Genomic DNA, 14,438 nt, shown 5'->3' on the forward strand with positions numbered 1-14,438 from the left:
CCTGTCGATAGGGACAGCAATATTCCTGTCATTCCATTTGAGGAAGACCAGCACCGTCATCGCATTTTCGCTCGCCGTTGCCGCGTCGATCTCCGCCACCGTCGGCGCTTATCGGGCAAGACGGAGACCATTCTTAAACTGACGCACTACCAACTTCGGACCAAGTTGCTGAAACACCGTTTGTCGGCGAAAACCACATCAATGCGAACACGCTTCCCGTTCCAATAGATCGCGTAAATGAAGACAAGTGATATGATCCCGGCATGAGATCGGAAGCATCGATGGTTCCCGCGAATGATCGCAAGAGACTAACGATGGTGCTTGGTGGAGGTCTACTGTTCTCGGTAGCCTCATTTTCGTTGCTCCTTGTTTTGTGGGGTGGCATAAACTCACTTGCCTTGTTTTTGGTCCATAGAATGCCGCGTCCCGTTCTCTGGATATCTGTCTGCGTTCTTCCTCTAACGATATTGCTGATAGCTGGCCCGCTCTTAGCTCTCTCGAAGTCGCGCAAAATAACCCAAGCACGTCTGGCTAGATAGAGACGCGTCGATCGATGACGCCTGCGTCCTCCCGACTGGAGGTCGATCTTTCAAGATGGGGAAAGCTCCCTTGAAGCGTGCCGGCTCAACCGGTCGATGCAACACTATATCTAAACAGCTGATCCACGAATGCTTACCCTAAAGAATTGATCTATTTGACCGATTCGGCCAAAGCTAGCCAGGGTAAGGCTCCGGCCTGATCTAACCCTATCCAGCGTTTTTAGCTTTTGTTTTCAACGAGTGCGGGTCTGAGCTGAGTGTTGCATCGACCCATTGAGACCACCCGCATTTTCGGCAAGTTCGGTTCACACTCCTGACGACAGTCTCGCTAATCCTTCATCTTCCCCCACTCGCACCGTCGGATTGGTCGTCATTGGCAGCTGCGGGTCCCACTGGGAATACGCCGCCCAGAGGCTGTCCAGTGCGACTAGCGTCGAAGCGAGCCTTTGATCCCCAAACAGCTGCAGACCAGTCGTTTCCGATGCGTGCGAACAGCGTTTGGGCCGCCGTGGTGTCGGCTGCCCGAAGAGCTAGGAATGCCGCCTCGTTCCGCTGGCGTGTGGTGGACCCGTACAATTGGTCTATGGCTGCAAATCCTCGTTGCAAACGTGCCTCATCCATACCAGGGGCTTGGATGCGTTTGCAGCAGTTCAGGTGCGCAGCGACCAAAAAATACAGCGCATCACCTTCCCGTCCACCGACCGCATCGGCCATGCGCGACGCATAAGCTTGTGAGTCCCCCGGCCTACCGTACCACTTTGGCAACAGATAGTTCGCCTCAGCAAGGGCAAAGTAATAGTATTCGGGATTGTGGATCATGGCGGCCTGGGCCAGATCGTCCACCTGCTTGCGCGGCCATCCCTGTGCGAGTGCTACCGTTTGCATAGCTCGGTACCACTCCGGACAGTCCACGCTGATGCTTCGACCTTCCTCGAGGGTGATACGCGCGCTCTGCACTCGCTCATTGAAGAGTGCCCACCCTTGCTGGGTAACGGTCTTGGCAAGGCCGTTGCCACGCGCCTTCCAAGCGAAAGTCAGGTATGCCTGCGCCATTGCGATTCGAGGTGTCGGCGATTGCTGATTCGCAGCGACCCAGCCCTGCAGTTTGGTGATCAACGCCTGCCAATCTGCGTCACTAGCCGTCATTGAACCCGGCGAGTTGATCGCCTCGTACAAGACATTGATCTGCCAAGCGCCACCACGGAATCTTGTCCGCTCAGAACGGAGTTGTTGGGCCAAAGCGTCAATCTGACCGTACTGGCTGCCCTGGAAAAGCTCCAAGACCCTCGCACGGAGTACGCGAGCGCTGACATCTTGGACTTCTGGATTCTCTGGAATGGGCGACGATGCGATTTCACCTGGAGAAGACGATTGGGCTCCGACGACCAGGGCGCAAGTTAGGAAAGAGGCGGGGGAAACTAGCAGAGCAAGCCAACGGGCAACTCTCATCGGGAACCTCAGAAATCACACAATTATTTTGGACTACGGCACGATTTTTGGCCAGGGGATCTTCATTTGAACCGCGCCGAGCGGCGGCGAAAGGGGCTCCTTGAAAGTTGGGTTACCGCAACAAAGGTGTTCCCCGGCCACTGGATCTGCCAGGTTTCCCCTAAACCCGGTTCGCAGGAAGCTGAGTTTAGAATCTCATCGTGGACAGAAACGGTATTTACTTATTCCAAAGATTTAGGACCATCTATGTTCCCGCACCGCGTGTTTCGCCTCGTCTGCCTCACGCTTCTGGCCTCCGGAGCGGCGCACTCTCAATCACGGGTGGGACAGCCGACGCCACCTCTCGAATTGAAGCAGGTGCTACAGGGCGATAAACAACTTCCAAGACCGGGACACCCGTTGCTCATCGAAATCTGGGCCACATGGTGTGGACCATGTACCGCAAGCATTCCGCATGTCAATGATCTCTACGAGCGATTCGCTGCACGCGGCGTTGATTTCCTCTGGCTCTCAGAGGATGATCCCGCCAACAAAGTTGGACCTTTTCTTAGCTCACATCGCATGCTTGGGACAGTAGCCATCGACGGAGCGGAGAAGCAAAGCCTCCTGTTCGGAGAGGAAGGTCTGCCGACTACCGTTTTGATTGACAGTAAAGGGCGGGTCGCTGCTATAACCCGCTCGGCAGATGTACGCCCCGAGAACCTGGAGGAACTCATTGAGCGGAAGCCGCTATCGATGACACCGGTCGAGGCAGACTATCATCTGGCTGATCCCCACGTGCTCTTCGGCGATACTCCCGTCGTTAGCCCGAATGCGAGTGTCAAGGTTGTCATATGGCGGACCAATCAACCTGGTTCTTTGATGAGTTCCGCCGATTCCTGGCGCACAAACGGCGCAAACGCGGGTGTACCGCTCAAGGAACTACTGGCCAAAGCATACGGCTTACATGAATCGCAAATTACGATTCCGGACTACCTGAATGAACTCTATGGCGTGCAGGCCTGGGTGCCGAGTCGCACACCCGAGTCACTGAATCCCATGATGCAGTCATCGCTACTAGCAGCTGCTTCTGTACACGTACACCATGTGTCCCGCACGATGAAAGTTCTTGTACTCCATGGATTATCGAAACTGGCAAAGGCGCGACAGGGTGGGTCGATAGCCATGAGCCAGGACCCGCCGGCGCCAAATCGGTTTAGATGGGTGAGCATCTCATCCAGCGAAATTCGAGACCAGCTCCAAGTCGCTTTTGCAGACATGCCAGTGATTCTCGATAAACCACTGCCGGGTTGGTTTGCCTTCAGCTATCAAAATGACCCAACACAGCCATTCCTGCTCACCAACAGTCTTAAACTGGAGGGGTTGAGTCTTCGCGAAGAGACGCGCACTATGGATTGTCTTGTGGTCGAAGACGCCGTCTCGTTGAAGGTGGCGCAATAAACAGTGCGCAATCAACTGCCTAAAATCCACGGCACCGATTTGCAGTTGCTTAGGCTAGCGATTGCTCAACTCACTCAATAGGTATCAAGTTAGCTTGTCGGCAAGTTCCGCTCCAAGAACGCGGAAGTTGCCGACAACACCATTTTTGGCAACACGACAGCTCTCAATTGTTCAACGACAGCTCTGAGCGCGTCATCCCTGTTGATCCAGCAGATTGAGGGTTGGCGTCCATAAGGTGTTATGGTCGGTTAAACTTGCTGCGAGGTTATTATGGCAAAACGATGGTTTCCAGTGCTTTGTCTATTGATGGCGTCGGTGGGGGCTCGTGCGCAAGGATCGGGCTCCTTTATGCAGGGAGTGGGTCTCAAAATTGGTTTCCAGGCGGGCGACAACGTAATGATTCCGAACGCGCCGTTTCAGGCCGACTTCGTTGTGACGATGACGGATCCTCTGGCTGACGGCAACGTTCTAAACCGCGAGACCCGTGGCAACGTGCAAAGAGACAGTGCTGGCCGCTTTCACGAGCAGAGTTCGGAGGTGACGCGGGACGGCAAGGGAATCCCGCATGGGTCAGTGCAGTCGATCATTCTGGACCCTGTAGCGAAACGGATGTATCAGTGGTCAAATACCGCCAAGTTTCTCAATACGAGTCCGATTCGAGACGGCATTCACGCAAGTATTGACTATGTCAGTACAGCCGACGGACGCGAGCATCTGAGAAATGATGTGCCGAATGATGTCACAACAACGGACTTGGGAACAAAAAAGATCGGCGTAATGAGTTGCGTGGGAACCTTGGTCACGACTATTGTTCCCGCCGGCAAGATGGGGAACGAGAAACCGATTGTTATTACAGATGAGAGTTGGCACTCAGCTGATCTGCAAATGGTCGTCGAACGCGTGGTGCATGATCCGCTGATTGGAGTGAGGAAACTAGAGTTCGAGAACATCAGACCCAGTGAGCCTCCGCTGTCTGCGTTTCAGCCACCTGATGGGCTTCCCAGTAAGCCAGATCTCCTCTTTTCGATGCCTTTTCGGGGCACACCTCCTCCCGCTCCCGGGAGTACGCCGACGCCTCGGTTTTAGAAGAGGGAGGTATTGAGCTTTGGGGTCAATGTCGCTAGGGTGTCGGTAGCAGGTTCCAGCCAAGTCAGCTTATTGGCAAGCCGCTCCGTTTGTCTCGGATCGAACGACAAAGCATAAAGAACAAAGGCGATGAAATTGGCGGCTATGGCAAGTCCTGGTTATTGATAGCTTTCGTCCTGTGAAGGTAGAGCACCGCGACAATCTGAAGGGAAGCTCCCACTATCCACAAGCTTGTGTTGGAGAATGTGAAGCCCGTCTCCACCGTTCGCTTAGAGATGATTCGATTGGCGATGACGGCTCCCTGTATAGCCCCTTGCACCATAGGCCAGATAACGAGCGCGGCGCCTAACCATAGAAACCCGGCATCTCGGGTTCGTTGATATTTCCATATCACGATCCCAGTGAAAGCCACACTGAACAAAGCGAAGAAGAAATAGAAGTGCATCATGCCAGACATGCTAGCGCAATAATTAAGGCGCCACCAAGCCTACGACACCGATGTTCCTGTAAAGTCGCATTTTGTCCAAGTTCGATTATGCCGCTGGGCAGGGTGTTTGAACTTAGATGAAACCCCGTATTTCGCGCAGTTCACTTTGAACGGCTATGTCTCAGCTGCCCGGCAGAGCTGCACCCACGCCGGACGCTCGCAGTCACGACTCACTGACGATTCGCATCGGATATATTCCGTGATCCCAGGAGTCGGCCACGGTTCAGCGACCAACCAGGGATTTCGGTTTGACCGCCTTCACCAGAGTCAACCGGGTATCGTGCGTTAGATCGCTCATCTGCAGGTTGTAACCATTGGGCGTGGTGGTGTGATAACTCTTGAACGCAGCCACGTGAATATCGTCGTTGGTGGATGTGTCCACACGAGCCTTGAGGCCGCGCTTCTCCAACTCCGTCTCCACCCCGTCCGTGTCCCATGGCGAGATTCCAAACGACATGTGATCGATGCGCGCGTTGTGTGGCGCAGCGGTGCCTTTTCCGAAGGTTGGGTCGTTGGCGTTGCCTCCGCGAATGATCATATCTCCGATCTCTCCGATGAGGAGTTCTTGCTGACTCCCTTCGTCGTATGTCTCCTTCCACCCCAGCAGGTTGGAGTAGAACGATGCGGTCGCCTTATAGTTGGGCACCTGGTAGGAAAGATGATCCAGCCAGACGGTTTTCCATCCCGTCGATTCAAAGGGCAAGGCCTCAACAAGTTTCGTGGAGGTTTTTGCAGATGGGGAAGTCTGGCGGTCTTTCGCGAGACCGTTCCCGTTAGCGATCTGAATATCCAGGCCGTCGGGGTCCTTCACGTGGAAGCTCTCGAAGCCCCTGCCATCGTTGTCACTGACGGGAGACAGGTCGCGCTTACGGAGTTCGGCCTGCACTGTGGCGGCATTCCATGGCTCGATGACAAAGCAGAGGTTATCCACTACGGCGGTCTGCTGGCCGGGCGCCTCTTTGAAGATGACCGAACCCCAGGAGCCGATGTCCAGGATCGCCTGCTGCCCGTCATCGCTGCGGAGCCTCCAGCCCATCAACGCAATGTAAAACGCAGCCTCCTTCCGATAGTCCGCAGCCCGGAAGGTAATGTGATCCAACGCCACTGTTGTCCAGCCTGTGGGTGCAAATGCCGGGTGGATCGGGGCCGTTGCTACTTCTGCGGTGAGTGGGCATATCGGCGTGCCGTAGCCATCCCTGCACTTGCCCTGACCGAATGCGGGCGCCACAAAGGATACGACACACGCCATCATTCCGAAGGACTTCAGCAGCTTGGAGATGGGGGACGCCGCACTGCTGCACAGGTTTGATGGCTTGGCTAGCATGTTCACGTTTGGCTCCGTTTGTGGCAGCATACCATCCTCGTCGTCAAGGCGAATCGTAATTCCCGGGTTTCAAGTTATCGACCTTGCCTCCCTTGTCGTATGCCTCTTCTGCCTCTTTGGTTCCGGCTGGAGGCGATGGTTCGGCACCGCTGTGGGACTGTTATCGCTATTGCTTAGCTTCGGATACGCAATGGGCCTGTAGTGAACCTTCCGATTCGTAGGGCCCGCAAAGTCGGGTTTACTGGGATGATCCGCCGCTTGATCTTCGTCTGGGAGATCTTGTAGGCAGATAGAAGGAGGATCATCGACATGGAGATTCGATCAGTTGGTATTGACCTTGGCAAGACGAGCTTTCACCTGGTGGCACTTGGCGATAGGGGCAAGGTGCTGGTAAAGAAGAAGTTCACCCAGAAGCAGTTGATTACCTTCACCGCGAACCTGCAGAGCTGCCTGATTGGGATGGAGTCCTGTTCCGGGTCGCACTTCCTGGGCCGAGCGTTACGCGAGCAAGGCCATGAGGTGAAGTTGATTCCGGCCCAGTTCGTGAAGCCATTTGTGAAGTCGCACAAGAACGATTTCGTCGATGCGGAAGCCATCGCCGAGGCCGTGGAACGCGAGAACATGCGCTTCGTACCGATCAAGACAGACGACCAGCTCGATCTGCAGTCGTTGCATCGCGTGCGTGAGCGGCTCATGACGCGCAGAACTGCCCTGATCAACCAGATTCGTGGGTTTCTGCTGGAGCGTGGCATCGTGTTCGCCAAGAGTCCGATCCGATTGAGGGAAGCCATGCCCGAGGTGCTTGAAAATGTCCACGAGAACCTCACCCCGAGGATGCGGAACCTGATGGCCACGCTGTGGAGCGAGTGGAAAGATCTGGAGATTCAGATCGCGGAGATGAACGACGAAGTGGAACGGATTGCTTCGAACGATGATGCGTGCCGAAGGCTGCGCCAGATCCCTGGCATAGGACCGCTGGTTGCAACTGCGATCGTTGCCTCCATCGGCAACGGCGCAGCGTTCCGCAAGGGACGAGAGTTCGCGGCCTGGTTAGGACTGCTGCCCAACCAGCGTTCGACCGGCGGCAAGGCGAAGCTCGGTGCCATCAGCAAGCGCGGCAACTGTTACCTGCGCAAGATCCTGATTCATGGAGCACGCGCGGTTGTATTGCGATCCAAGAGGGACCGGATCGCGATGGGCGCCTGGATGACCTCGCTTGAGACCAGGGCGCCACGCAACATACTGATTGTGGCAACAGCACACAAGCTGGCGCGGATCGCGTGGGCAGTCCTCTCGACCGGCCACGACTATCGAGCAGCCCTACCCGCGGCCGTGACGGCCTAAACAGATTCATTCACCAGCAACATCAACATTTCCCCACCGAGGTCTGCACTGGATAAGTGAAGATGAAAGAACAGTCAAAACGGCGTACCTGAAACCTGTTTGCTCAAATGGCCCCTACGAGGCCGTACGTTTTCTAAGGACAGGTACGCGGCGTATCCCATCAAGGCCAGGAGACCACTCTCCACCTAAAGGCCGAATACATTGACGTAGACCTTCTTTCGTTCGAAACTTTCCCCTTGCATTCACGCGGCGGATCATACATTGAGCAACTTCGGTTTCACTTTCCGGCGACTGCACCAGGCGCCAGATTAAGGACGGTCTATCTGCTTTGCGTCGACTCCGAAGTAACGGGCGAACAGCTCTCGCGCCCGCCGCTCGCCCTCTTCGGTCAGCAGCACCGACTTGGCCTTACTCTTCGGGTCGGAGATGTAACCGCGCTCATGTAGCCGATCCAGCACACCCCAGTCATGGCTCTTCCACGCCCGGCGATGGCCGTCCACCGTCAGCCACAACAGAGCCAGAACCGTTTCTTCCACCTTCTCGCGGTCGTAGTCAATATCCGGCAAGTTCCGCTCTCTGTCGGGCATCGCTCACCCTCCATTCAGTAGTCACCCCCATAATGCTTCTACTACTGGTTCGAGTCAAAGGAAGCATCTTGACCTGCCTCCGGTTCGATTCCGATGTGATCGTTGACCGCCTGCACCAACCTCTGCCGCGAACCGAGGTATCGTTCCGTGGTTTCTACGGACCGGTGGCCGAGTAAAAACTGAATCTGTTCAAGTTCGCCTCCGGCGGAGATCGTGCGGAGCCAGATGCTCGATGCCCGCCAGTTTCGCATACTCGCGCACGACCCACCAGACCGCTTTCTCGCTGAGACGGCCACCCCAAACGTGGCCAGTTCTGCTGACGCAACGGAAGATAACTCCACTTTCAATACATGCAACTGCGATCCATGAATCGATGGCGACCTTGACCCAGTCGGGGACCGGAACGGTACGGACGTGTCCACCCTTTCCAAACAAGTCGATGATGGCCCAGTGGTTATCCCGCTGCTGAAGATGGTTCACGGTCAGCCGCGTAAGTTCCGCTCGACGTAAACCACAGCCTAGGAGCACGGCCATCATCGCGTAATTACGCTTGCCCTTCACGGAATCCCGGTCAGGCATACCGAGCAGTTCTTTCCCGTGTGTGGGCGTCAACCAGTTGCCGATCCGCATCCCGAGCCGCTTGGCGCCTTTCACCCGGCGGATGCCGGCGGCGAGGTCGGGGCTGAGCAATCCATTGTCCGACGCTTCATACGCTAACCGCCGGACCGCCGCGAGACGCAGATTGATGGTCGCGGGGGCCAAATGGCGGGCTTCAAGAAAGTAGCGATACCTTAGAACGACGGTTCTGCCAAACGCCAGCCGCGGTTCCGAGCAATACCAACTGATGAAGTCATCGATGGCGAAAACATAGGTCTTTTGGGATGCGACCGACCCCAGGGTCTGCAGCACGGAGAATTTGGAATGGTCGAGGTCCGGAAGGCGTAAGACCGTCTTCGGTGATCTGCGTTTGGTTTTGTTCTTCTGTCGCATGGCAGCGGTCTCCCTGACCGCCGCTCAATCATCTGCCTCCTCCTTGCCAAAGGGGTGATGATGCACTTCACTTCCGGATAATTACCTCAGAAACGTCGGCCAATCGAAGTTTCTCAAAACGTGACTTTGCAGGAGCTCGCGGATTCCAGCTACCGGTGTGCGTTTAGGGCAACTTGCGGAGAGAAAGGTACCTTCCGTATAGGTTCACAAGAAGAAAAGCTAGGGAAAACGATGCAATCGTATAAATCGCCCACGGATGCAACTGACCGGAATGCCTGGGAAGCCAAAACGCAATGACGCTAAGAGAAATCGCCGGCAGCAAAATGAAAAATGTCGCCTTGGTAGTCCAATCAACGTTGATATACGCATGATTTTCGCTCGCCAGGCGTTGCTCATTTGAAATTATCCAGTGTATTGCAGCGCCAGGCAACACAACCGATATGACAGACTCCACGCACTGTGTGACCAGGAAAAGAAATACAGCGACAATAGCTAACCCTACATTCACGTGTGTCCGAGTTATGTTCGGCGTCCTCGTCATCGTCAAACTCGTTTTCCTCTTACTGCGTCAGCTCGGTGAACCGAACGAAGCAACGCAACTGGGTTCGAACAGCCGCTCGAGATGTCCTGCTCATAGGGACATGATAAGTCCTCACGACAGCGCTAAACCTCGCTCCCTGAAAACGGTGTTTCATCTAAGTTCCTAGAGACCGACCGACCGCAAATTGAATTTAGACAATGTATGATCCGCCGCGTGAATGCAAGGGGAAAGTTTCGAACGAAAGAAGGTCTACGTCAATGTATTCGGCCTTTCGGTGGAGAGTGCTCTCCTGGCCTCGATGAGATACGCCGCGTACCTGTCCTTAGAAAACGCTCGGCCTCGTAGGGGCCATTTGTCTAATCAGGTTTTAGGCACGCCGTTTTGACTGTTCTTTCATCTTCACTTATCCAGTGCAGACCTCGGTGGGGAAATGTTGATGTTGCTGGTAAATGAATCTGTTTAGGCCGCCACTGCCGCGGGTACGGCTGCTCGATAGTCCTGGCCGGTTGAGAGCACTGCCCACGCGATCCGCGCCAGCTTGTGTGCTGTTGCCACGATCAGTATGTTCCGTGGCGCCCTGGTCTCAAGCGAGGTCATCCAGGCGCCCATCGCGATCCGGTCCCTCTTCGATCGCAATACCACCGCGCGTGCTCCATGAATCAGGATCTTGCGCAGGTAACAGTTGCCGCGCCTGCTGATGGCACCTAGCTTCGCCTTGCCGCCGGTCGAACGCTGGTTGGGCAGCAGCCCTAACCAGGCCGCGAACTCTCGTCCCTTGCGGAAGGCTGCGCCGTTGCCGATGGAGGCCACGATCGCAGTTGCAACCAGCGGTCCGATACCAGGAATCTGCCGCAGTCTCTGACACGCAGCATCGCTCGAAGCGATCCGTTCCACTTCATCGTTCATCTCCGCGATCTGAAGCTCCAGGTCCTTCCACTCGCTCCACAGGATCGAGATCAGGCTCCGCATCCTCGGGCTGAGGTCCTCGTTGGCGTTCTCCAGCACCTCGGGCAGAGCTTCTCTCAGCCGAATCGGGCTCTTGGCGAACACGATGCCACGTTCCAGCAGAAACCCACGAATCTGGTTGATCAGGGCAGTTCTGCGCGTCATGAGCCGCTCACGCACGCGATGCAACGACTGCAGATCGAGCTGGTCGTCTGTCTTGATCGGCACGAAGCGCATGTTCTCGCGTTCCACGGCCTCCGCGATGGCTTCCGCATCGACGAAATCGTTCTTGTGCGACTTCACAAATGGCTTCACGAACTGAGCTGGAATCAACTTCACCTCATGGCCTTGCTCGCGTAACGCTCGGCCCAGGAAGTGCGACCCGGAACATGACTCCATCCCGATCAGGCAGGTCTGCAGGTTCGCGGTGAAAGCCATCAACTGCTTCTGGGTGAACTTCTTCTTCAGCAGCACCTTGCCCTTATCGCCAAGTGCCACCAGGTGAAAGCTCGTCTTGCCAAGGTCAATCCCAACTGATCGAATCTCCATGTCGATGATCCTCCTTCTATCTGCCTACAAGATCTCCCAGATGAAGATCAAGCGGCGGATCATCCCAGTAAATGCGACTTTTCAGGCAGTACCCGAATTGAGAGCGGACGGGCCGGGATCGGATGAATCCGATATGGCGACGGGAAGACATACGATACACTTGGCGCCCGATTCCAAATTCGTATCAAACCGGATGTTGCCGCCAGCACGTTCAATGACTAATTTGGCAATCGCCAGTCCCAATCCCGCCCCTGGAGGCGCGCCTGCGGCAGTTTCGGACCGGGAGAAAAAGCGGTCAAAGACTCGTTCCTCCTCGCCAGGAATGATGCCAGGACCTTGGTCGTGAAATGTGATGCACATAACCTGCGGTGAGCTTTTGAATCTGGAGTATGAGATCACAAGCACCGATTGCTGAGGCGAGAATTTGATCGCATTGTGCAAGACATTGAGGAAGGCGACTCGTAGCAAGTTGCGATCGCCCAGCACGTCTGCATTCTCCGCGCCCTCGACCTCTTGGACGACCCTGATATCCCGCTCTTCCAGCAATATCTCCAGGAAGCCCAATACTTCGTCGACCAACGGTTTGATAGGAAATACGGTCTGGTGCTCGCCAGGCTGAGCGGATTCCGCTCGCGCCAGCAAGAGGAGGCTATCGATCGTCGCGTTTAAGCGTCCCGATTCTTCGAGGACACTGCTCAATGCATAGCGATACTCTTCGGTGGAGCGCGGCTCCTGAAGCGCAACTTCGCTCGTCGCGCGCACAACAGACAGCGGCGTGCGGAGCTCATGAGCGGCATCGGCGGTAAATCGGTGGAGTTGGAAGAAGGCCTGTTCGAGGCGCTGCAGGAGATTGTTGAATGAAGTGGCCATCTGGCCGAGCTCATCGCTAGGATTGGCTACGTCGAGGCGGTCGTGGAGATTGTGAGCAGTGATGCTCTCTGCGCTGGCATTCATCCGATCGAGAGGCTTCAGGGCGCGTCGCGCAATGGATTGCCCAGCAGCTGCAGCGAGAGCAAGGGCTATGGGAACGGCGAGCAGAAGCAGCAGCAGGAAGCGCCCCATGTAGCTACGGAACGAATCTAAGCGATAACCGAGTCGAATAACAATGGTGCGTCCATCCATCTGATGAATGTGACTGACCATGAAGATCTTGGTGCCGTCTGCGAGCTCGAAGCGACGTTCATTGAAGCCGAGGACACCTTCGCTCGGGGCAAGGCCGTCTCCCATGGACATACCGTGGAGGGTGGGACTTCGATAGAGGACGGCGCCCGTGGACGTATCGAGGACTTCCATGAGGCGGTCGACGAGCAGATGCGATTGTGGGCGAGAGTAGTAATTTTGCTGAAGCTGAAGTTGGTTGTGGCCGTCGAAGTACAACAAGCCTTCGACAGTGATGACGTCCTGCACCTCATCGTGAAGCATCTGGCGGGTCATGGCTTCATATTGCAGGGCGAAGACGAGACCGGCATAGACGACCAACAACACAGTAAGCACCGCTACGTAGTAGACCGTGAGCCGGGTACGCAGGGTGGTGGTGCGGGGGCGGTTCACGTGCGAGTCTCGCGCAGACAAAATCCTACGCCGCGAACGGTCTGAAGCAGCTTGACGGAGAAAGGATCGTCGATCTTCTTGCGAAGCCGCGCCATTTGAACGTCGATCACGTTATCTATGGGTGTGTATCGAGAGTTTTCCCGCCATACGTCACGGGCGAGCATCTCGCGCGAGACGGTGCGATCGCGATTGGCGACGAGGTACAGGAGAAGGTCGAATTCTCGCGCAGTGAGATCGAGATGCTGGCCGCCCCGTTCGGCACGGCGGGCGCGGGTATCAAGCACGAGATCTCCGATTCTTTCGACGAAGGTCTCTTTGGGAGGAAGGAAACGACGAAGCAGCGCGTCGATGCGGGCAAGGAGTTCAGCAAAGGAAAATGGCTTGCCGAGATAGTCATCTGCCCCGGTAGCAAGACCTTGTACGCGATCCTCGATCGTGTTGTGCGAAGTGAGGATGAGGACGCGAACATCGATACCCTCCTGTCGAATCTGGCGGAGGATGTCGAGGCCGTTGCGCTGGGGGAGGGTTAGATCGAGGAGAAGCAATTGCGGACGAATGCTGTGAACAAGAAAAAAGCCTTCCTCGGCTGAGGATGCGGTCGTAACGTCGTAGCCCGCGGATTCAATACCCGACACCAGTGCCGCGGAGAGCTTGCGGTCGTCTTCGATGATCAGAATCGTTGGCTTTGCGGATGCCATGGATCTCCCGTCTCCCTTATCATTCCTTAGCTTTACCCCACTGACAAGGGATGGAGAGGAATGTCAGAAAGTTGTAAGGCAATGTAAGGAAAAGAAGTGGTCAACTCCAGTTGAGCAAAGCTCCTCTGGAGGTCATCTTGTCCGCTCGTTTTGTTGCTGCCGTCTTTCTCATCGCATCGTCGTTCGCTCTTGCGCAGGGTGCTCATGCTGCGTCTCCAACAACTGAGCTGCCGGCGAGAACCACGCTGCCCATTGTCTTCACCCGTACCGTGTCTGCCGACCATGCCAAGGCCGGAGATACCGTGTCCGCAAGGACCATCCAGGTCGTTCATCTCCCCGATGGCTCGACATTGCCTGCCGGCACGAAGATCGTTGGACATGTGGTTTCGGCCACTCCTTTCAGTTTCGATAGCACGCCCTACGCCCGTCAAAAGCCATCCGAACTGGTCATCCAGTTCCAGGCTGCACAACTGAACTCCACTGAACTACCGCTTCGCGTGACCCTTCGCGCAATGGCGGGCCCCATCGCTGCGAATAGTGCCAGCGAGCCGCTGTCCTCCGACATGGATTCCCTCGGCACCTTGACACAGATTGGTGGTGACCTCCTGGTTCCTTCGCAGAAGGAAGTCGTCAACCAGCAGGGCGATACGGTCGCATACAATCGCCGAGACGGTGTATATGCTCAACTGATCGCGAATGGTTCATGCGATGCGAGCGACAACGAGGTATCCGTAGCGATCTTCTCTCCGACAGCGTGCGGTCTCTATGGTTTCGGTAACGTATCTGCTCAAGCGATTGGTTCCGTGGACAAGCCATCGCAGCTAATTCTTGTCTCAACGCACGGCTCGCCTAAGATCTGGAAGAACACGGTGGCTCTACTCGAGGTACTTCCGGAGAGCGGCCGCTAA

General features: G+C 55.8%; 11 protein-coding genes. 4 read left to right on the forward strand and 7 right to left on the reverse strand.

Annotated elements, in window-relative coordinates; genetic code table 11:
• Positions 1 to 875: 875 nt before the first annotated feature.
• Positions 876 to 1,820 (reverse strand): DUF4034 domain-containing protein, encoded by a 945-nt coding sequence (locus GSQ80_RS19905; RefSeq protein WP_158789392.1) that lies wholly within the window; start codon positions 1,818 to 1,820, stop codon positions 876 to 878.
• Positions 1,821 to 2,054: 234 nt separating this feature from the next.
• Here GSQ80_RS19905 and GSQ80_RS19910 point away from each other — a divergent pair, with 234 nt between their 5' ends.
• Together GSQ80_RS19910 and GSQ80_RS19915 are read left to right on the forward strand one after the other, a co-directional pair.
• Positions 2,055 to 3,428: a redoxin family protein gene (locus GSQ80_RS19910; protein WP_158789393.1), complete on the forward strand. Its 1,374-nt coding sequence runs from the start codon at positions 2,055 to 2,057 to the stop codon at positions 3,426 to 3,428.
• Positions 3,429 to 3,698: 270 nt separating this feature from the next.
• Entirely contained in the window at positions 3,699 to 4,514 is an 816-nt protein-coding gene (locus GSQ80_RS19915; RefSeq protein WP_158789394.1) for a hypothetical protein, read from the forward strand.
• A 710-nt stretch (positions 4,515 to 5,224) separates the two neighbouring features.
• Here the strand turns inward: GSQ80_RS19915 and GSQ80_RS19920 are convergent.
• Positions 5,225 to 6,355 (reverse strand): VOC family protein, encoded by a 1,131-nt coding sequence (locus tag GSQ80_RS19920; protein WP_254059802.1) that lies wholly within the window; start codon positions 6,353 to 6,355, stop codon positions 5,225 to 5,227.
• A 279-nt stretch (positions 6,356 to 6,634) separates the two neighbouring features.
• Here GSQ80_RS19920 and GSQ80_RS19925 point away from each other — a divergent pair, with 279 nt between their 5' ends.
• On the forward strand, positions 6,635 to 7,669 hold the full coding sequence (locus GSQ80_RS19925; RefSeq protein ID WP_158789395.1) for an IS110 family transposase: 1,035 nt from the start codon (positions 6,635 to 6,637) through the stop codon (positions 7,667 to 7,669).
• A 308-nt stretch (positions 7,670 to 7,977) separates the two neighbouring features.
• On the opposite strand, the gene GSQ80_RS19930 is transcribed toward GSQ80_RS19925, so the two are convergent.
• The 5 genes from GSQ80_RS19930 to GSQ80_RS19950 all read right to left on the reverse strand — a co-directional run bounded on the left by GSQ80_RS19930 (position 7,978) and on the right by GSQ80_RS19950 (position 13,530).
• On the reverse strand, positions 7,978 to 8,256 hold the full coding sequence (locus GSQ80_RS19930; RefSeq protein WP_158789396.1) for a DUF6429 family protein: 279 nt from the start codon (positions 8,254 to 8,256) through the stop codon (positions 7,978 to 7,980).
• Positions 8,257 to 8,445: 189 nt separating this feature from the next.
• Positions 8,446 to 9,246, reverse strand: coding sequence for a tyrosine-type recombinase/integrase (locus GSQ80_RS19935; RefSeq protein ID WP_216850477.1), 801 nt, complete (start codon positions 9,244 to 9,246; stop codon positions 8,446 to 8,448).
• Positions 9,247 to 10,246: 1,000 nt separating this feature from the next.
• On the reverse strand, positions 10,247 to 11,281 hold the full coding sequence (locus GSQ80_RS19940; RefSeq protein WP_158789397.1) for an IS110 family transposase: 1,035 nt from the start codon (positions 11,279 to 11,281) through the stop codon (positions 10,247 to 10,249).
• Between the two features lie 81 nt (positions 11,282 to 11,362).
• Positions 11,363 to 12,832: an ATP-binding protein gene (locus GSQ80_RS19945; protein WP_158789398.1), complete on the reverse strand. Its 1,470-nt coding sequence runs from the start codon at positions 12,830 to 12,832 to the stop codon at positions 11,363 to 11,365.
• Complete coding sequence (locus tag GSQ80_RS19950) at positions 12,829 to 13,530, reverse strand: response regulator transcription factor (RefSeq protein WP_158789399.1); 702 nt, start codon at positions 13,528 to 13,530, stop codon at positions 12,829 to 12,831. The genes GSQ80_RS19945 and GSQ80_RS19950 overlap by 4 nt, the downstream gene beginning before the upstream one ends.
• Before the next feature lie 137 nt (positions 13,531 to 13,667).
• Here GSQ80_RS19950 and GSQ80_RS19955 point away from each other — a divergent pair, with 137 nt between their 5' ends.
• The gene (locus GSQ80_RS19955; protein WP_158789400.1) at positions 13,668 to 14,438 is read left to right on the forward strand and encodes a hypothetical protein; all 771 of its coding nucleotides are present in this window, start codon (positions 13,668 to 13,670) and stop codon (positions 14,436 to 14,438) included.

The sequence above is a fragment of the Granulicella sp. L46 genome, from assembly GCF_009765785.1.
In the GTDB taxonomy this organism is placed as follows: domain Bacteria; phylum Acidobacteriota; class Terriglobia; order Terriglobales; family Acidobacteriaceae; genus Granulicella.

What these genes read in the sequence shown, in the direction of transcription:
- GSQ80_RS19915 (WP_158789394.1), top strand. Translation starts at nt 3,699, where the DNA reads ATGGCAAAACGATGGTTTCCAGTGCTTTGTCTATTGATGGCGTCGGTG.
- GSQ80_RS19920 (WP_254059802.1), bottom strand. Translation starts at nt 6,355, where the DNA reads ATGCTGCCACAAACGGAGCCAAACGTGAACATGCTAGCCAAGCCATCA.
- GSQ80_RS19925 (WP_158789395.1), top strand. Translation starts at nt 6,635, where the DNA reads ATGGAGATTCGATCAGTTGGTATTGACCTTGGCAAGACGAGCTTTCAC.
- GSQ80_RS19930 (WP_158789396.1), bottom strand. Translation starts at nt 8,256, where the DNA reads ATGCCCGACAGAGAGCGGAACTTGCCGGATATTGACTACGACCGCGAG.
- GSQ80_RS19935 (WP_216850477.1), bottom strand. Translation starts at nt 9,246, where the DNA reads ATGCGACAGAAGAACAAAACCAAACGCAGATCACCGAAGACGGTCTTA.
- GSQ80_RS19940 (WP_158789397.1), bottom strand. Translation starts at nt 11,281, where the DNA reads ATGGAGATTCGATCAGTTGGGATTGACCTTGGCAAGACGAGCTTTCAC.
- GSQ80_RS19950 (WP_158789399.1), bottom strand. Translation starts at nt 13,530, where the DNA reads ATGGCATCCGCAAAGCCAACGATTCTGATCATCGAAGACGACCGCAAG.